Genomic DNA, 16,164 nt, shown 5'->3' with positions numbered 1-16,164 from the left:
TCAGACCCCCACGGTGGCGGCGACGCGGTCGGCGTGCGCCTCGAATTCGGAACGATCGAAGCTGCCGGTGATGCGGCCGTTCTCGATCAGATAGAACCGGTCGGCCAGGGCTCGGGCAAAGGACAGGTTCTGTTCGACCAGCAGCATCGCCAGCCCCTGATCCTTCAGGGCCCGCAGCATCTGGCCGATGCGCTGGACGATCACGGGGGCCAGCCCCTCGGTCGGTTCGTCCAGAAGCAGAAGACGCGGTCCGGTGCGCAGCACCCGCGCGATGGCCAGCATCTGCTGTTCGCCCCCCGACAGCTTGCCCCCGTCCGAGGACAGCCTTTCGCGGAGGTTCGGAAAGAATTCGAAGATCTGCGCGTCGTCCATGCCCTTGCCGGTACGGGGCAGCAATCGCAGGTTCTCGGCCACCGAAAGGCTGGTGAAGATGCCGCGCTCCTCGGGGACATAGCCCAGCCCGCGCCCGGCGACCTTGTGGCGGGGCAGCGCCATCAGATCTTGTCCGTCCAGTTCTATCCGGCCCGCGCGCCGGTCCAGCAGCTTCATCAGCGCGCGCAGGGTCGTGGTCTTGCCCGCGCCGTTGCGGCCGATCAGGGCCACCGTCTCGCCCGGCCGGACCGTCAGGTCGATCCCGTGCAGGACATGGCTTTCGCCATACCAGCCCTGCAACCCCTGGATGTTCAGCAGGTCAGCCATGATCGGACCCCATATAGGATCGCCGCACCTCGGCATTGGCGCGGATCTCGGCAAAGCTGCCCTCGGCCAGGACAGCGCCGCGGGCCAGCACGGTGACACGGTCGGCCAGTGTCTCGACCACACCCAGATTGTGTTCCACCATCAGCACCGTCCGGCCCCGGGCCACACGGCGGATCAGCGACTCGATCAGGACGACATCCTCGCGCCCCATCCCGGCCATCGGTTCGTCCAGCAGCATCACACGCGGGTCCAGCGCCAGCGTGGTCGCGATCTCCAGCGTGCGCTTGCGGCCATAGGACATGGCGCTGGCCAGGCTATGGGCATGATCGGCCAGCCCGACCTGATCCAGCAGTTCCATGGCCTGCCCGTCCAACCGCGACAGGGCCGAGGCGGGGCGCCAGAACTGCCGGTCCAGACCGACCCGCCGCTGCAGGGCGACGCGGACGTTTTCCAGCAGCGTCAGATGCGGAAAGACGGCCGAGATCTGAAAGGACCGCACCATCCCGCGCCGCACGATTTCGGGCGGGGACAGCCGGGTGATATCCTCGCCATCTAGCAGGATCTGGCCGGCGGTCGGGGTATGGAACTTGGTCAGCAGCGCGAACAGGGTCGATTTCCCCGCCCCGTTCGGCCCGATCAGCGCATGGATCGTGCCCTGCGCAACATCCAGATTAACGCCGTCGGTTGCAGTAAAGCCGCCAAAACGCTTGGTCAGCCCCCGCGCCGACAGGACGGGCATGTTCATGTCGGTACCGTGTCGCGGACCGAGGGCTGCGCCATCGCGTCCCGCAGCCAGGCGTCAAGCCGCGGGATCGCCGGACGCCAGTCGGCACCCGGAAAGCGGAAATCCAGATACTGGATCGCGTCCGCCACAATCAGTTCGGCCAGCCCCATGCGGTCGTGCGACAGCCGGTCGGCCTGCGCCTCGATCCGGGTCAGGCTGTCGCGCATGGCGCCGCGGCGGCGATCCGCGACCGGGTGGCGGTCGAAGTCGGTGACCGCCAGATCGTTCGAGACGATCTTGCGCCCGGTCATGATATAGACCGCTGCCTCGATCGTGCCGAAACCCAGCCCTGCAATGGCCAGCTTGGCCGGATCGTCGTCGCGCAGATGCGATCCTTGCGGGCTGATCGCCGTTGCGTGGCGGGCGATCAGCATCGCCTCGGTCAGGATGGTGCCGTCGTCCAGGATCAGCGCCGGCACCCGACGCGCGGGATTTGCCTCTGTCAGCGCCTCGGGGTCGGCCCAGGGGTTCACCAGTTCGACCTCGGGCGCGGCGCCCGCCTCGATCAGCATGGCGTGGGCCAGGCGGGCAAAGGGCGAGGTCGTGTTCTTCAGCAGCTTCATCGCCCGGCTCTCAGTTCGCGGTCAGCGGGCAGCCGCTGTCGGCGGCCGGCAGGAACAGATCCTTGCCCGGAATTGTCGCGATCACCTCGTAGAGATCGGCGGGACCGGTCGATTCATCGGGAGAGTTCACCTCGACCAGAAGCATGTCCATGACCACCCGACCGTTTTCCTGAATGCTTGCATTCTCGAAGATGCCGCTGGTGATCGGGTTCGACTTCATCGCGGCGATGACCGCATCGGGATCGGAGGTGCCGGCCGATTCCACCGCCTGAAGATAATGCAGCGTCGAGGCATAGGCCCCCGCATGGCCCATCGTGGGCACCTGGCCGCCATTCATCTCCATGATCCGGTTGCCGAATTCGCGGCTGGCATCGTTGTGGTCCCAATAGAACGAGGTGGTCGTGCGGATGCCCTGCGCGGCCTCCAACCCCAGGGCCTGCACGTTGTTGTCGAAAACCAGCATCGCGGCCAGATTGCCCGACAGGCCCATCTGGGCGGCCTGCTTGATGGTGGTTTCCAGATCGGTCCCGGCGTTGGCCATGCCAAAGACCTTGGCGCCCGAGCCCTGCGCGGACAGCAGCGCCGAAGCCATGTCGTTCGTGTTCAGCGGATGGACCGTTTCGCCCACGACCTGGCCGCCAGCCTCCTCGACCGCCTGGGTCGCATCCTTGGCCAAGGCATGACCGAAGACATAGTCGGCTGTCAGCAGGTACCAGGTGTCGCCCCCCTGTTCGACAACCGCGCCGGCGACGCCACGGGCCAGTTCGCGTGTGGTCGGTGCCCAGTGGATGGAATAGGGCGTGCACTGGTCGCCCGAGAAATTCGGGGCATAGCCGCCGGAACTGATGGTGATGACCTTAGCTTCGCCCGCGCGGCCCTGTGCGGCCAGTCCGACCGCGCTGGACCCACCCAGCGCGATCATCGACACGCCCTGTTCGTCGATGAATCGCTGCGCCAGCGCCGAGCCCACGTCGGGCTTGTTCTGGTGATCGGCCGACAGGACCTCGATGGGGCGGCCCAGCACCTCGCCGCCGAAATCGGCAACGGCCATCTCAATGGCGCGCACGGTGTTCGGGCCGCCATTGCCGGAATACATTCCCGTCAGGTCGTCCAGCGCCAGAATGCGCACCGGCCCGTCCTGCTGCGCCATGGCGGCAGACGAAATCAGGGCCGCCGCAGCGACCGTGGTCAGAAATGTCTTCATGATATCCTCCCCGATGATGGGTCTTGGTGCCGGGCGCCTCCTCGCGACCGCCCGACACCGCTCTCCCTTGCGACAAGGCTACCCTGCGGACGACGGCCACGAAAATAGCAAGGCGCGCTAGAGGCGATAGGTTTTGCCTTTAGCCCCTCGGCTAGGCCCGCCGCCCGTCCCGTGGCACAGTCGGCGCCAGCACAGGAGAAGGCCACCGATGAAGCCGATCACCGAAAGCCATGTCATCGACAGCATCGCCGAGGCGCTGCAATTCATCGCCTGCTATCATCCGCCCGACTTCGTGGCGGCGATGGCCGCCGCCCACGCGCGCGAGGAAAGCCCCGCCGCCCGTGACGCCATCGCTCAGATTCTGGTGAATTCGCGTATGTGCGCCCTGGGCCAGCGGCCGATCTGCCAGGACACGGGGGTGGCCAACGTCTTTGTAGATATCGGCGTGCAGGCACGGCTGGACTGGCAGCGCCCCTTGCAGGAAATCGTCGATGACGCGGTGCGGCGCGCCTATCTGCTGGACACCAATCCGCTGCGCGCGTCGGTCGTGCGCGACCCCTTTGACACGCGCAAGAACACCGGCGACAACACGCCCGCGATGATCCTGACACGGATGGTGGCGGGGGACCGGGTGGACATCACGGTCTCGGCCAAGGGTGGGGGTTCGGAAAACAAGACACGTTTCGCGGTCCTGAACCCCTCGGCCTCGGTCGCGGATTGGGTGGTGGAACAGGTGCGCGGCATGGGTGCGGGCTGGTGCCCGCCCGGGATGCTGGGGATCGGCATCGGCGGCAGCGTGGACCGCGCCATGGCCATGGCCAAGGAGGCCCTGAACGACCCCATCGACATCGACGACCTGCGTGCGCGCGGTCCGCGCGACGCGGCGGACGCCTTGCGGCTGGAAATCTGCGACCGGGTAAACGCGCTGGGCATCGGCGCGCAGGGTCTGGGCGGCCTGACCAGCGTGCTTGACGTCAAGATCCGGCACTTTCCGACCCATGCCGCGTCCCTGCCCGTGGCGCTGATCCCCAACTGCGCCGCCACGCGTCATGTCCATTTCACGCTGGACGGGTCGGGGCCCGCGGCGTTCGCGCCGCCCGACCTGTCGCTGTGGCCGGACATCACGTTGAAAACCGCGGCCGCCCAGGCGCGGCGGATCGACCTGGATGCGCTGGACCAGGATCTGCTGGACAGCCTGCAACCGGGCGACCGGCTGCTGCTGTCGGGAACCCTGTATACGGGCCGGGATGCCGCCCACAAGCGCATGGTCGAGGTGCTGGACCGGGGCGAGGCGCTGCCCGTCGATCTGCGCGGTCGCGCGATCTATTACGTCGGCCCCGTCGATCCGGTCCGCAACGAGGTCATCGGCCCCGCCGGTCCCACCACATCGACACGGATGGACCGCTTCACCGACCGGGTGCTGCGCGACACCGGGCTGAAGGTGATGATCGGCAAGGCGGAACGCGGCCCCGAGGCGCTGCGCGCCATCGCAGAGCACGGCGCGGTCTACATGATCGCGGTGGGCGGCGCGGCCTATCTGGTCGCCCAGGCCATCCGCGAGGCCGAGCCGGTCGCCTGGACCGACCTGGGGATGGAGGCGATCTATCGCCTTCGGGTCGAGGACATGCCGGTCATGCTGGCCGTCGATACACAGGGCAGGTCCATCCACGAGATCGGCCCGAAGGCCTGGCGGCGCTGATCGCGCCGCATGCGGTCCGTCAGATCATGCCGATCTGCCGTTGCAGGCCCAGATTGTCGATGGCGGGCCACTGTTCGGCGATCTGGCCGTCCGCGAACCGGAACAGGTCCAGCACCATCACCGAGAACCTTTTGCCGGTCGCCTGATGGTCCCCGAAAGGACCACTGTGCGTGCCGCTGAAGTCAAGCCGGATCAGGACCTTGTCCCCCTCGGCCACGACATCCCTGATGTCCAGCGCAATGTCCGAGAACGCCCCCAGCAGAACGTCTCCCAGTTGCAGGACACCCTCGGGGCCCTTGACCTCGAAGGGCAATGTCGTGTCGCGGCGGACATAGCCGGGGCTGACATGGGCGCGCAGCCAGGCCTCGTCCTTGGTGGCGAAGGCCTTGAAGTAATCCTGTGCCAGTTGCTTGTTGGTTTCGATGCTCATGGAATGTCCTGTCGGATGATAAGGTCAGGCGGCATCGCGGCCCTGGTCGCGGGCGGGCAGGGCCTGAAAGCCCGCGCGGGGGAAATGCACATGCAGATCGCCCGTCTCGCCGGCAACTGCCAGAACGATCTCTTGCGCGTCGGCACCAGCCAGGCGGCCGGTCACCGGAACGCGGGCGTTGTCGTCGGGCGTGACCGAAACGAGATCGCCGATCGTCAGGCCGCTGGGATCGTCGCCCGTCGGCAGCAGCGCGGGGTCGGGACGGGCATCGCGGGCCGCGGCCAGGGCCTCATCGGGGGTTATCGGGGTCGGGCGGCCGTGGCCCAGGGCGGCCACGCGGCCCATCCAGCCGGTCACGCGCGGCGACAGCCGCAGTTGCGCGTCGATCACCTCGGCCCCCGCATTGGCGCGCAGAAGCCACAGCGAATGGTGGCAGGTCAGGTCGGCGGCGCTGACCCGGTCGCCGGTCAGGAAGTCATGCCCCTGCCCCAGCATCGAATCCAGCCAGTCGGCCATGGCGGTCATCTGCTGGACATGGGCCGCCAGCATCGGCGCCATGGCGGGCTTCGAGATGTCGATGCCCAGATAGTGTTCGCGTCGGTCGTCCAGAAAGGCTTGGGGCAGATGCTCTCCGATATGATCGACCAGCACGCCGATGGCGGGGATCCAGGTCGCGCGGTCCCACCACAGGGACAGGCCCTTGGCCAGCCCGGCCCCTTGCGGATACAGCGTGGGCTCGGGCCGCAACCGTTCAAGCACGTCGAAGATGACCGCGGTGTCGCAAAAGATGTCGGCCCCGATCTGAAGCACCGGCACCCGGCGATAACCGCCCGTCAGCGCGTTCAACGCCGGGCGCGGCGGCACCGCCTCCACCTTGACCGATCCCCAGTCCAGATCCTTCAACCCCATCGCCAGACGAATCTTTTCGGAAAACGGCGACAGGTCGTAGTGATGCAGGATCGGCATCGTCATCTTGCGTTTCTCCCCGAACTGCGATGATATCCGAAAAGCCTAGCAGCAGCAGGCTGCCCCTTGTCAGAGCGTTTTTCTGGGGGTCCGATAGGGAAAACCTCTGACGCGGCGGGGGCCGGGATGGACATCAAGCAGCTCCGCTATTTCATCGCCATTGCCGAGGAAGGATCGCTGTCTGCCGCCGCGCAACGCGTGTCGGTTGCCCAGCCGTCGCTGTCCCAGCACGTCATCTCGCTCGAGCGCGAGCTGGGCGTGCAGCTTCTGGAACGCTCGCCCCGGGGGGTGTCGCTGACGCAATCGGGCCAACTGCTTCTGTCCCATGCCCAGCAGATCGCCCGCGCGATGGAAACCGCCATCGACGCCGTGCGCCAGTCCGGCGGCGACGCCGTGGGCGAGGTCAGCTTCGGCCTGCCCAGTTCGGTGTCGATGGTCCTGTCGGTCCCCCTGGCCGAAACCGTGCGGATCGAACTGCCCAAGGTCCGCCTGCGCGCGGTCGAGGCGATGAGCGGCTTCATCCAGACCTGGCTCGAGGATCAGTCGATCGACCTGGGCATCCTTTACGACATCAGCGCGGTGCGGCACCTGACCCATACCCTGCTGATGACCGAAGAGCTGTATTTCTTTGCCGCCCCGGACGCCTGGCCCTTTGCCAGCCCACCCGGCAGCCCCGTCCGCCTGGCCGATCTCGCCCCGGTCGAGATGGTCCTGCCGTCCCGCCATCACGGATTGCGCACCATGATCGACCGCTATACGCGCAGCCAGGGCATCACCCTGACCGTCGCGACCGAGATGGACGCCCTGCCCCAGATCAAGACCATGGTGTCGCGGGGCAGCGGCTATACGATCCTGGCCCCGGCCGCCGCCATCGACTTTGTCGAGCGGGGCGAACTGGTGATGGCGCCCATTACGGCCCCCCGCATGGCGCGCCCCGTCTATCTGGTGCGCAATCCGGCCAAACCCATGAGCCGCGCCAGTGCCGAGGCCGAGCGCATCACCATCGACGTGATCGGCGATCTGGTGCGCCGCGGTATCTGGAAGGCGCAGTCCGTCGCCGGGGCGCCGCTATAGCCCCTGCCTCTAATCACAAGACCGGAAAGATATTTCCCCCCGGCCCCCGACCCGCCCCAGATTGGCCCCCTAACGGGAGGATGCGCATGGGCGATCGTTTGAAGGACAAGGTGGTCTTCGTGACCGGGGCCGGCTCGGTCGGGCCGGGCTGGGGCAACGGCAAGGCCGCCGCCGTGCAGTTCGCGCGTGAAGGTGCCCGCGTCTTTGCGTTGGACATCAACCGCGAGGCCGCCGAGGAAACCGCCGAGATCATCCGCAGCGAAGGCGGCACGGTCGAGGCCGATGTGTGCGACGTATCACAAGCCGATGCGGTCAAGGCCAGCGTCGCCCGCGCGATGGAGGCCTTTGGCCGCATCGACGTGCTGCACAACAACGTCGGCATCATCGACCCGGGCGGTCCCGAAGACCTGACCGAAGAGCAATGGGACAGGCTGATGGCGATCAACGTCAAGAGCCTGTATCTGACCTGCCGCGAGGTGCTGCCGATCATGACCGCGCAGGGCAAGGGCTCGATCATCAACATCAGTTCGATCGCCTCGACCCACAGCCTCGGCTATAGCTGCATCAGCTATTCGGCCTCGAAGGGCGCGGTGAACGCCTTTACCCGCGACATCGCGCTGAACTATGCCCCCAAGGGCATCCGCTGCAACACCATCCTGCCGGGACTGATGAACACGCCGCTGATCCACAAGGGCAACGTGACCGGGGTCTATGGCTCGACCGAGGCGATGGTGGCGGCACGCGACGCGCTTGTGCCGCTGGGCCATATGGGCGACGGATGGGACGTGGCCCATGCGGCGGTGTTCCTGGCGTCGGATGAATCGCGTTTCATCACCGGGATCGAGCTGGTTCTGGATGGCGGCATCACGCTGAAGGTGCGCTGATGGAGGATGCAGGCATGTATCGGCTGGATCACTGGATCGGCGGCAGGTCCGTTCCCTCGTCCAACGACTATATCGAGGCCGTGAATCCCTCATCGGGACGGGTGGCGGGCCATGTGGCTGCGGGAACGGCGGCGGATGTGGATCGCGCGGTCGCGGCGGCGCAGGCCGCCGCCGACGACTGGCGACGCTATCCGGCGGCCGAACGCGGGCGGGTGATGATGGCCATCGCCGCCGCGCTGCGCGCCAACCGCGACCATCTGGCCGCGCTGGAACGGGCCGATACCGGCAAGCCCATGGCGACTGCCCTGGCCGAAATCGAGGGCAGCGCCGCCTATTTCGAATTCTATGGCAGCCTTGTCTATCTGCCGGCGGGCGATGTGCTGGACGTGGCGCCGGACCAGCATGTCTTTACCCGGCGCGAGCCCTTTGGCGTCGTGGGCGTCATCACACCCTGGAACCTGCCGCTGAACCAGGCCGCCCGCGCCATCGCGCCGGCGCTGACCGCAGGCAACGTGGTCGTGGCCAAGCCTTCCGAGGTGACATCGCAGACGACCATCGCCATGGCCGAACTGGCCTCCGAGGCCGGCCTGCCCGACGGCGTGATCAACGTGGTTCTGGGCACCGGCGCCACCGTAGGCGAGGCGATCGTGCGTCATCCCGGCGTGCGCAAGGTGGCCTTTACCGGGTCGGTCGGCGTGGGTCAGGCCATCGGCCGCATCGCGGCGGAACGCATCATCCCCCTGACGCTGGAACTGGGCGGGAAATCGGCCAACATCGTGTTCGACGACGCCGATCTGGATCTGGCGGCGCGCGAATCGGTCAAGGGCTTCACGCTGAATGCGGGGCAGGTCTGTTCGGCGGGCACGCGGATTCTGGTGCAGCGCGGCATCTATGACCGGTTTCTGGACGCCGCACGGGCCGCGGTCGAAGCCCTGGTGCCGGGCGAAAGCCTGGGTCCGATCATCACCGCGCCGCAATTCCGCCGCGTCCAGGGCTTTTTCGACGTCGCGCGCGAGGATGGCGCACGCCTTGTCGCCGGAGGCTGCGTGGCCCGGGTCGAAGGGCATCCCGACGGCCATTTCATCGCTCCGACGCTCTATGCCGACGTGTCGAACGACATGCGCATTGCCCGGCAGGAAATCTTCGGCCCGGTCGGCGTGGTCATCCCCTTCGACACCGAGGCCGAGGCGATCGCCATTGCCAACGACAGCGACTATGGCCTGATCGGCACGCTGTGGACCCGCGACATCAGCCGCGCGCTGCGGGTGGCCGACCGGATCGAGGCCGGGCAGATCTTCGTCAATGTCTGGAACACCATGTCGGTCCAGACGCCGTTCGGCGGCCACAAGCACAGCGGCTATGGCCGCGAAAAGGGCATCGAGGCGCTGCATCACTATGGTCACGTCAAGACCGTGACGGTCAAGGTGGCCGAGCCGGGCTGAAGGCCCGGCAGGCGATTGCGGGCGGCGGGATATGTGCCACCCCGGTGGGTTCCCGCCACCGGCATCGCCAGGGGCGGCGGGGTCGCGGGGATCATCGCCAACGCCGAAACGACATCGCGCCTGCGGTTCCCGGCGGAACCACCGCCGGAACCGGCCGGATCGTTGCATCGAAAGGACGATCCGCATTTTGTGGGATGACCTGCGCCGCCTCCCGGCTACACATCACGATGTCGAGATTTGACTGCAACCGGCCCTCGCGGGCGCGTTGTCCATCCGCATGATCCCTTGCGTCGAACCTTGAGGCTTGGCGCAGGCGATCGCAGGAGGAAAGGACAACCATGGACCACAACGACCGGCAGGCCATCGAGGGGCTGTTCAGCAAACTGGATCAGGCGGCCGCCGCCCAGCCCCATCGCGACCCCGAGGCCGAGCGCCTGATCGCGGATCAGATGGCACGCAATCCCGGTGCGGCCTATTATCTGGCCCAGACCGTCATCATGCAGGAACAGGCCTTGAACGCCGCGCAGCAGCAGATCGACCATCTGCAGAACCAGCCCCAGCAGGGGGGCGGAATGTTCGGGCGGCTGTTCGGGGGCAACGCGTCCCAGGCCGCGCGGCCTGGGACGCCTTATCGTCCACAGTCCGCGCCCCATGGCCAGGCCCCGCAGGGCCGTGGTGCCACTGCGCAAGGCGCGGGTCCGTGGAGCAGTGGGCGCCCGGCCGGAGGCGGCTTCCTGGCCGGCGCGGCCCAGACCGCGATGGGCGTCGCCGGCGGTGTCCTGCTGGGCAACGCAATTGGCGGCATGTTTGCCGGCGACGCCGCTGCGGCCGAACCCCTGGCCGACGAACCCATGGCCGACGAGGCAGCCTATGACGACGGCGGCTTCGACGATGGCGGCGGCGAGGAATGAGGAAACGGCAGCATCCGCCCCGCTGCGGATGCTGCCTTGCCGTCAGGCGTCCGTTTTCGCAGCCCGCAATCCTATCCGCGCGATTCCATGAGTGCGCGTTTCCCGGATGAGGGATCATCCGGCTGTGGCTGTCCTGCGACGGCGCAAAGCAGGCCCTTCAGTTCAGGCTTGCACGATCCGCAATTCGTTCCCGCCCCAAGCGCCCGGCCGATGGCCTCGACCGTCATCAGGTTCTGCGTGGCGATGCCGTGCCGGATCGTGTTCACCCCGATGCCGAAACAGGCGCAGACCACCGCCCCCGCGTCCATCCGGTCGGCACCAGGCCGGCCGGCCAGAATCTCGCCCCCGCAGTCGGCGCCAAGGGATGCGGCAAGATGGCCGCGCGACAGCGCCACGGGCCCCGGCGCCACGAACAGTGCGGCCTGAAGGCGTCCTTCCTGCACAAACGCCATCCGCACCAGGCCTTGGCGCGGATCGCGGAAAACCAGCGGCTCTCCGGCCATGCCCAACCAGGTTCGAGCGGTCTCGGACCAGTCCTGCGGCTCTCCCTGCCCGGCCAGTTCGGCCTGTTGACCCGATGGCAGGACGGCACGCGCCCAGTAAGCGCAGTCGGGGCTGATCTGGCGTGTCGAGATCGCAAAGCCGTACCAGTCCGCCGGGAAAGGCCGGATGGCGACCGTAGCCGATTTCAACGCAGGCTGACCCGAATGGGGATCGACAGCCCCCGGCACCAGCACATCGACGCGGCCGCACGAGGCCGTCTCGTCGGTCCAGTGGATCGGGGCAAAGGGATGGCCGGGCGCCACCCGGTCCGTCACCAGCACCCGCAGGATGGCGCGGCCATGGGGATTTGAAACCTCGGCAAGGGCCGCGGGTGCCAGACCCAGCCGCGCGGCATCGGCGGGATGCAGTTCCAGAAACGGTTCGGCCAGATGGCGCGACAGGCGTGGCGCCAGACCGGTGCGGGTCATGGTGTGCCACTGGTCCCGCACCCGGCCGGTATTCAGGCGGAACGGATGGCCGTCGCTGGTGGGCTGTGGCGGGCGTGGGGCCACCGCGACCATCCGTGCCCTGCCCGAGGGGGTATGGAACCGCCCGTCGCCAAAAAAGCGCCCGCCCTGGCGGGCGGCGGATTGCGGCCACAGGAACGGCTCCAGCAGATCGTAGTCCGTTGCCGTGATCCCGGCCCGGCCTGAGATGTCGAAGTCGCTGCCAAGCGCCCCCGCCACCCCCGACAGCGCCGCATGTTCGGCAAAGACCTGCGCCGGGCCGTCCCAGGCGAAGGCATCGCCCCAACCCATGCGCGCGGCCACGCCGGCGATAATGCGCCAGTCGTCGCGGGCCTGACCGGCTGGCGCAAGGACGCGGCGCTGGCGGCTGATACGGCGTTCGGAGTTGGTGACGGTGCCGTCCTTTTCGCCCCAACCCGTCGCGGGCAGCAGCACATGCGCCAGCCGCGTGGTGTCGGTCCGGGCGATCATGTCCGACACCACCACGAAATCGCAGCCTGCAAGGGCGCGGGCGACGCGATCCGCCTCGGGCATCGACACGGCGGGGTTGGTGCAGATGATCCACAACGCCTTGATCCGGCCGTCCTCGACGGCGCGGAACATGTCGACGGCCTTCAGCCCCGGCTTTGCCGCCATGCGCGGCGCCTGCCAGAAATCCTGCACGGCCCCCCGATGGACGGGGTTTTCGATATCCAGATGACAGGCCAGCATGGTGGCCATCCCGCCGACCTCGCGCCCGCCCATGGCGTTGGGCTGGCCGGTAACGCTGAACGGCCCCATGCCGGGGCGGCCGATACGGCCGGTCGCCAGATGGCAGTTCAGGATTGCGTTCACCTTGTCGGTGCCGCTGTCGGACTGGTTGACGCCTTGCGAATAGACGGTGACGATCCGATCGCTGTCGCACCACAGGTCCACGAACTGGCGCAGGGCGCTGTGCGGCAGGCCGGTCGCGCCCGGCAGGGTGGCGCGGGCGGCGGCAAGCGCCTCGTCCAGACCCTCGGGCTTCTCGGATACCAGGCCGCGCCGCTCGATTTCGGCCAGCAGCAGGTTGAAAAGGACGGCATCCGATCCGGGCGCCAGCGGCAGGTGCAGGTCGGCGATGTCGCAGGTGGCGGTGCGGCGGGGATCGACGACCACGACCCTGGTGCCCCGCGCATCGCGGGCCGCCGCCAGACGTTGATACAGCACGGGGTGGCACCAGGCGAGGTTCGATCCGACCAGGACCACGCAATCGGCCTGTTCCAGATCTTCGTAAAGGCCGGGCACGGTGTCCGATCCGAAGGCGCGCTTGTGGCCCGCCACGCTGGATGCCATGCACAGCCGCGAATTCGTGTCGATGTTCGCGCTGCCGATGAATCCCTTCATCAGCTTGTTGGCGGCATAATAATCCTCGGTCAGCAACTGGCCCGAAACATACATCGCCACCGAGTCCGGCCCATGGGCGGCGATGGTGTCACAAAACCGACGCGCCACCAGATCCAGAGCGTGATCCCATGTCGCCTCGTGCCCGCCGATGCGGGGGGCCAGCAGCCGGCCCTTCAGCCCTACCGTTTCCCCCAAGGCGCTGCCTTTGACGCATAGGCGACCGAAATTGGCCGGATGTTCAGGATCGCCGGTCACGGTCAGGCCGCCTGCCCCGTCGGGCGTGGCCAGGATGCCGCAACCGACCCCGCAATAAGGGCAGGTGGTGCGGACGGCGGGACGCGGGCTTTGCATGTTCACGATGGGTTTCCTTACGCGGCGGCGCTGCGGCGGATCAGGCCCGCGTCGATCAGGATGCGGCCCTGACGGACCTGCATGGCATAGGTCAGCACGCCGCCCTTGTCCGCGCCCTGCGCCTGGCCGGAATTCAGGTCAAAGACCCAGTTGTGCAGCGGGCAGGTGACGGATGTGCCGTGGACGATGCCTTCGGACAAAGGGCCGCCCCTGTGGGGGCAACGATCCTCCAATGCGAAAACCTGGTCGTCGGCGGTGCGGAACACCGCCACGCAGCCCTGCGCGGTCTTGACCACGCGCGCGCCCTGCCGGGGGATGTCGTCCAGCGAGCCGATGTCAACGAAAAGGGTCATTCCGCGGCCTCCAGCGTCAGGTCTGCAAGGGGCGCCCAGCGGGGCACCTCGGCAGGGGTGGACAGGTCGGCCCAGGGGTCGCGGCGATAGACCGACTGGCTGATCTCGAACCGCTCGATCAGCGCGGCGCGGGTCGCGGGGTCGTCGATCTGCGCCTTGATCCAGTCCAGGCCCACGCGCGCCACCCATTTGTAGGGCCGGTGCAGGTATCGCGCGCCTTCGCGGTAAAGCTGGACAAAGGCGGTAACGATGGCGACCGTCTCGTCCTCGGTGGCGGCGGTGGCAAGCGGCTCGGTTTCCTTGACCTCCATCCCGGCGGCACCGGCGACGCTGATCTGATACCCCGAATCGACGCAAACGATGCCCACGTCCTTGCACGTCGCCTCGGCGCAGTTGCGGGGGCAGCCCGACACGCCCAGCTTGACCTTGTGCGGCGTCCACGACCCCCACAGAACCTGTTCCAGCCGGATCCCCAGGCCGGTGGAATCCTGCGTGCCGAACCGGCAGAACTGGCTGCCCACGCAGGTCTTGACCGTGCGCAGCCCCTTGGAATAGGCGTGGCCGCTGACCAGACCGGCGGCGTTCAGGTCGGCCCACATGTGCGGCAGGTCTTCCTTGCGCACCCCCAGCAGGTCGATGCGCTGGCCGCCCGTGACCTTGACCATCGGCACGTCGTATTTCTCGGCCGCGTCGGCGATGGCGCGCAGTTCCGAGGGGGTGGTGACACCGCCCCACATGCGCGGGACGACCGAATAGGTGCCGTCCTTCTGGATGTTGGCATGGTTGCGTTCGTTGACGAACCGCGACTGGCGGTCGTCGCGATAGTCCAGCGGCCATTCCGCCAGCAGGTAGTAATTCAGCGCCGGACGGCAGGAATGGCAGCCGCCCACGGTCTTCCAGCCCAGATCCTGCATCACGGCGGGGATCGACTTCAGCCCCATCGACCGGATCAGGCGGCGCACGTCCTCGTGGCTGTGGTCGGTGCACTTGCACATGCCGGCGGGGGCGTCCTGAACCTCGCCCCCCAGGGCCAGGGCCATGACCTGCTGGACCAGTCCGGTGCAGGTGCCGCAGGATGCCGATGCCTTGGTGCAGGACCGCATCGCCTCCAGCGTGCAGGCCCCGCCCGCCGCCGCGTTCAGGATGGTGCCCTTGGAAACGCCGTTGCACCCGCAGATCTCCGCCTCAGGCGGCAAGGCTGCAACGGCCGCCATAGGGTCCGCGGCGGCCCCCCCCTGGAAGGCCGGGCCAAAGATCAGGGTGTCGCGCATCGGGCCAATGTCGGCTCCGTCCTTCATCAGGCCATAGAACCAGGCCCCATCGGCGGTATCGCCATACATGACCACGCCGACGATGCGGTCGTTTTCCAGCACCAGCCGCTTGTAGATGCCGCGCCCCGGATCGCGGAACACGATGTCCTCGCGTCCCGGCGCCTCGGCGAAATCGCCCGCGCTGAACAGGTCGCAGCCCGTCACCTTGAGCTTGGTGGCGGTCTGGACCGGGGCAAAGACCGCATCCTGATCCATCAGCGTCTTTGCCAGCACCTTGGCCTGGTCATAAAGCGGCGCGACAAGGCCGAACACCTGGCCGCGATGTTCGACGCATTCGCCAAGCGCGAAGATATGCGGATCGCTGGTGCGCAGCGCGTCGTCCACGACGATGCCGCGTTCGACCTCCAGATGCGCGTCCACGGCCAGCCGGGTTTCGGGGCGGATGCCCACGGCCATGCAGACCAGATCGGCGGGATAGACGGTCCCGTCCTCCAGCAGCACGGCCTCGGCCCGGTCGGTGCCTAGGATCGCCTTTGTGGCGCCCTTGCAATGCACGGTGATGCCGCGCCGTTCCAGGTCGCGTTGCAGCAGATAACCGGCGGCCGGATCCAGTTGGCGTTCCATCAGGTGGCCCATCAGGTGGACGACGGTCACGCGGGCGCCGCGCGCGGCCATGCCCGCCGCGGCCTCCAGCCCCAGCAGGCCGCCGCCGATCACCACGGCGTCCTTGCCCGCGGTGTCCATCATCGCCCGGGTGTCTTCCAGATCGCGATAGGCGACGACGCCCGGCAGATCCTTGCCCGGCACGGGGATGATGAAGGGCGCGGACCCGGTGGCGATCACCAGAGCGTCATAGCGCGCACTGGAGCGGTTGGAATGCACCACCCGGTTCGCCCGGTCGATCCCGACCACCGGTTCGCCGAACCGGCAATCAACGCCACGGGCGGCATACCAGGCATCGTCATGGGTGACGATCTGGTCATAGGTCTTTTCGCCCGACAGCACCGGCGACAGCATCAGGCGGTTGTAGTTGCCCCGCGGCTCGGCATTGAACAGGGTCACGTCCCAGGCGTCGGGGGCGGCGTCGAACAGATGTTCCAGCAACCGGCCTGATGCCATGCCCGAGCCGATGACGACAAGTTTCCTTTTCATGGCGCG

14 protein-coding genes are annotated in these 16,164 nt (G+C 67.6%); 5 read left to right on the top strand and 9 right to left on the bottom strand.

The window, feature by feature from the left end; all coding sequences use genetic code 11:
• Genes EYE42_RS13005 through EYE42_RS12990 form a run of 4 tightly spaced genes read right to left on the bottom strand, consistent with a single transcriptional unit; the run spans position 1 to position 3,250 of the window.
• Complete coding sequence (locus EYE42_RS13005; RefSeq protein ID WP_130991750.1) at positions 1–699, bottom strand: ABC transporter ATP-binding protein; 699 nt, start codon at positions 697–699, stop codon at positions 1–3.
• Positions 692–1,444 carry an ABC transporter ATP-binding protein gene (locus EYE42_RS13000; RefSeq protein WP_211657946.1) on the bottom strand — a complete coding sequence of 251 codons (753 nt, stop codon included), beginning with the start codon at positions 1,442–1,444 and terminating at the stop codon, positions 692–694. Before EYE42_RS13000 ends, EYE42_RS13005 begins: the two co-directional genes overlap by 8 nt.
• Positions 1,441–2,046: a glutathione S-transferase family protein gene (locus EYE42_RS12995; protein WP_130991749.1), complete on the bottom strand. Its 606-nt coding sequence runs from the start codon at positions 2,044–2,046 to the stop codon at positions 1,441–1,443. Before EYE42_RS12995 ends, EYE42_RS13000 begins: the two co-directional genes overlap by 4 nt.
• A gap of 10 nt (positions 2,047–2,056) precedes the next feature.
• The gene (locus tag EYE42_RS12990; protein ID WP_130991748.1) at positions 2,057–3,250 is read right to left on the bottom strand and encodes an ABC transporter substrate-binding protein; all 1,194 of its coding nucleotides are present in this window, start codon (positions 3,248–3,250) and stop codon (positions 2,057–2,059) included.
• 208 nt (positions 3,251–3,458) lie between these two features.
• On the opposite strand from EYE42_RS12990, the gene EYE42_RS12985 reads away from it, so the two are divergent.
• The gene (locus EYE42_RS12985; RefSeq protein WP_130991747.1) at positions 3,459–4,949 is read left to right on the top strand and encodes a fumarate hydratase; all 1,491 of its coding nucleotides are present in this window, start codon (positions 3,459–3,461) and stop codon (positions 4,947–4,949) included.
• A gap of 19 nt (positions 4,950–4,968) precedes the next feature.
• On the opposite strand, the gene EYE42_RS12980 is transcribed toward EYE42_RS12985, so the two are convergent.
• Entirely contained in the window at positions 4,969–5,379 is a 411-nt protein-coding gene (locus EYE42_RS12980; RefSeq protein ID WP_130991746.1) for an ester cyclase, read from the bottom strand.
• A 24-nt stretch (positions 5,380–5,403) separates the two neighbouring features.
• Positions 5,404–6,351, bottom strand: coding sequence for a glutathione S-transferase family protein (locus EYE42_RS12975; protein ID WP_130991745.1), 948 nt, complete (start codon positions 6,349–6,351; stop codon positions 5,404–5,406).
• Positions 6,352–6,471: 120 nt separating this feature from the next.
• On the opposite strand from EYE42_RS12975, the gene EYE42_RS12970 reads away from it, so the two are divergent.
• The 4 genes from EYE42_RS12970 to EYE42_RS12955 all read left to right on the top strand — a co-directional run bounded on the left by EYE42_RS12970 (position 6,472) and on the right by EYE42_RS12955 (position 10,656).
• The gene (locus EYE42_RS12970) at positions 6,472–7,419 is read left to right on the top strand and encodes a LysR family transcriptional regulator (protein ID WP_130991744.1); all 948 of its coding nucleotides are present in this window, start codon (positions 6,472–6,474) and stop codon (positions 7,417–7,419) included.
• 86 nt (positions 7,420–7,505) lie between these two features.
• Positions 7,506–8,303 (top strand): SDR family NAD(P)-dependent oxidoreductase, encoded by a 798-nt coding sequence (locus EYE42_RS12965; RefSeq protein ID WP_130991743.1) that lies wholly within the window; start codon positions 7,506–7,508, stop codon positions 8,301–8,303.
• Positions 8,303–9,745 (top strand): aldehyde dehydrogenase family protein, encoded by a 1,443-nt coding sequence (locus EYE42_RS12960; protein ID WP_211657945.1) that lies wholly within the window; start codon positions 8,303–8,305, stop codon positions 9,743–9,745. The genes EYE42_RS12965 and EYE42_RS12960 overlap by 1 nt, the downstream gene beginning before the upstream one ends.
• A gap of 338 nt (positions 9,746–10,083) precedes the next feature.
• Complete coding sequence (locus EYE42_RS12955) at positions 10,084–10,656, top strand: DUF2076 domain-containing protein (RefSeq protein WP_130991742.1); 573 nt, start codon at positions 10,084–10,086, stop codon at positions 10,654–10,656.
• Positions 10,657–10,727: 71 nt separating this feature from the next.
• Here EYE42_RS12955 and EYE42_RS12950 read toward each other — a convergent pair whose 3' ends face one another.
• Genes EYE42_RS12950 through nirB form a run of 3 tightly spaced genes read right to left on the bottom strand, consistent with a single transcriptional unit; the run spans position 10,728 to position 16,158 of the window.
• A complete protein-coding gene (locus EYE42_RS12950; RefSeq protein ID WP_130991784.1) occupies positions 10,728–13,382 on the bottom strand; it encodes a nitrate reductase in 2,655 nt (884 codons plus the stop codon).
• Between the two features lie 17 nt (positions 13,383–13,399).
• Positions 13,400–13,735 (bottom strand): nitrite reductase small subunit NirD, encoded by a 336-nt coding sequence (gene nirD, locus EYE42_RS12945; RefSeq protein ID WP_130991741.1) that lies wholly within the window; start codon positions 13,733–13,735, stop codon positions 13,400–13,402.
• The gene (gene nirB / locus EYE42_RS12940; RefSeq protein ID WP_130991740.1) at positions 13,732–16,158 is read right to left on the bottom strand and encodes a nitrite reductase large subunit NirB; all 2,427 of its coding nucleotides are present in this window, start codon (positions 16,156–16,158) and stop codon (positions 13,732–13,734) included. Before nirB ends, nirD begins: the two co-directional genes overlap by 4 nt.
• Positions 16,159–16,164: the final 6 nt, after the last annotated feature.

Origin of the sequence: Paracoccus subflavus (genome assembly GCF_004310345.1) — a bacterium.
Taxonomy (GTDB): domain Bacteria; phylum Pseudomonadota; class Alphaproteobacteria; order Rhodobacterales; family Rhodobacteraceae; genus Paracoccus; species Paracoccus subflavus.
This window is presented reverse-complemented; position numbering and strand designations above follow the sequence as displayed.

Bases quoted from the DNA above. Each gene is read 5' to 3' on its own strand.
- EYE42_RS13005 (WP_130991750.1), bottom strand. From the start codon at position 699: ATGGCTGACCTGCTGAACATCCAGGGGTTGCAGGGCTGGTATGGCGAA.
- EYE42_RS13000 (WP_211657946.1), bottom strand. From the start codon at position 1,444: ATGAACATGCCCGTCCTGTCGGCGCGGGGGCTGACCAAGCGTTTTGGC.
- EYE42_RS12995 (WP_130991749.1), bottom strand. From the start codon at position 2,046: ATGAAGCTGCTGAAGAACACGACCTCGCCCTTTGCCCGCCTGGCCCAC.
- EYE42_RS12990 (WP_130991748.1), bottom strand. From the start codon at position 3,250: ATGAAGACATTTCTGACCACGGTCGCTGCGGCGGCCCTGATTTCGTCT.
- EYE42_RS12985 (WP_130991747.1), top strand. From the start codon at position 3,459: ATGAAGCCGATCACCGAAAGCCATGTCATCGACAGCATCGCCGAGGCG.
- EYE42_RS12980 (WP_130991746.1), bottom strand. From the start codon at position 5,379: ATGAGCATCGAAACCAACAAGCAACTGGCACAGGATTACTTCAAGGCC.
- EYE42_RS12975 (WP_130991745.1), bottom strand. From the start codon at position 6,351: ATGACGATGCCGATCCTGCATCACTACGACCTGTCGCCGTTTTCCGAA.
- EYE42_RS12970 (WP_130991744.1), top strand. From the start codon at position 6,472: ATGGACATCAAGCAGCTCCGCTATTTCATCGCCATTGCCGAGGAAGGA.
- EYE42_RS12965 (WP_130991743.1), top strand. From the start codon at position 7,506: ATGGGCGATCGTTTGAAGGACAAGGTGGTCTTCGTGACCGGGGCCGGC.
- EYE42_RS12960 (WP_211657945.1), top strand. From the start codon at position 8,303: ATGGAGGATGCAGGCATGTATCGGCTGGATCACTGGATCGGCGGCAGG.
- EYE42_RS12955 (WP_130991742.1), top strand. From the start codon at position 10,084: ATGGACCACAACGACCGGCAGGCCATCGAGGGGCTGTTCAGCAAACTG.
- EYE42_RS12950 (WP_130991784.1), bottom strand. From the start codon at position 13,382: ATGCAAAGCCCGCGTCCCGCCGTCCGCACCACCTGCCCTTATTGCGGG.
- nirD (WP_130991741.1), bottom strand. From the start codon at position 13,735: ATGACCCTTTTCGTTGACATCGGCTCGCTGGACGACATCCCCCGGCAG.
- nirB (WP_130991740.1), bottom strand. From the start codon at position 16,158: ATGAAAAGGAAACTTGTCGTCATCGGCTCGGGCATGGCATCAGGCCGG.